This window comes from Mesorhizobium album, assembly GCF_033977205.1.
Lineage (GTDB): Bacteria > Pseudomonadota > Alphaproteobacteria > Rhizobiales > Rhizobiaceae > Mesorhizobium > Mesorhizobium album.
This window is the reverse complement of record NZ_JAVIIW010000138.1, coordinates 1-1,022: the sequence shown is the minus strand read 5'-3', so window position 1 is coordinate 1,022 and position 1,022 is coordinate 1. Positions and strand designations below refer to the sequence as shown.

General features: G+C 57.2%; 2 pseudogenes. One reads left to right on the top strand and one right to left on the bottom strand.

From position 1 onward, the window contains the following. Positions 1 to 163 precede the first annotated feature (163 nt). Positions 164 to 768 (bottom strand): annotated as a pseudogene (locus RFN28_RS34600) (IS630 family transposase); the annotation flags it as partial. Positions 769 to 906: 138 nt separating this feature from the next. On the opposite strand from RFN28_RS34600, the pseudogene RFN28_RS34595 reads away from it, so the two are divergent. Beyond that, positions 907 to 1,022 (top strand): annotated as a pseudogene (locus RFN28_RS34595) (tyrosine-type recombinase/integrase); the annotation flags it as partial.

Sequence of the window (1,022 nt, the reverse complement as noted above, 5' to 3'; positions counted from 1 at the left end):
ATCTCAGTGCTCCTGTTCCAAGATTGCGCTTCAACAGCCGCAATCCTTCAAAACAGAAGCCTCAACCGCAAACCGGCCCGCCAAATGCCGCGTCAGCGGCTTCGTTCAATCGCAAAAACGCGCTCGTCACTAAAAATGCCAAAGTAGTGCTAGTCATCTGAATCTAAAATTCGCTGGATAAGGTCTGTTCGGCCTTTTGGCAGAAGCGGTTGACGGATGAGAAGATGTCGTCGGCCGATTTGACCCAGCGATAGGGCTTTGGGTTCTCATTGGGCCGCTCAATGAAGGAACGGATGTCGGCTTCGAGTTGGCTGGTCGAGGTGGGGACGCCGCGGCGCAACTGCTTGCGGGTGAGTTCGACAAACCAGCGTTCGATCTGGTTGATCCAGGATGCCGATGTCGGCATGAAGTGGACATGGTAGTGCGGCCGTCGCGCCAGCCATGACCTGACCAGCGCTTTATGAGTCGCGTAGTTATCCATGACGATGTGGACGTCGAGGTCCGGGGGAGTACTGGCATCGACCCGCTTCAGGAAGTCCAGGAACTCGGCGGCCCGGTAGCCGTTTGTAGCACTTGCCAATAGCGAAGCCGGAGGCGACGTCGAGCGCTGCAAACAGCGAGGTCGTGCCGTGCCGGACATAGCTATGTGTCCGGCGCTCGGGGATGTCGACTATCATCGGCAGCACGGGCTGCTCACGGTCGAGCGCCTGAATCTGGCTCTTCTCATCGACGCTGAGCACGAGCGCCCTTGGGTGGCGACAGGTAGAGCGGTTTCCGATTTGACGGAATCAAAATGGATTGAACGAAGCCGCTAACGCGGCATTTGGCGGATCGGTTTGCGGGTGACGCTTCTGTTTTGAAGGATTGTGGCTGTTGAAGCGCAATCTCGAGAATAGGAGCAATGAGATGGTCGAGTTGAGCCCTCTTCGCCGGCGCATGATCGAAGACATGACGATCCGCAATCTGTCGCCGGCCACGCAACGATCCTACGTGCACGCGGTGGCGAAGTTTTCCCGCCATTT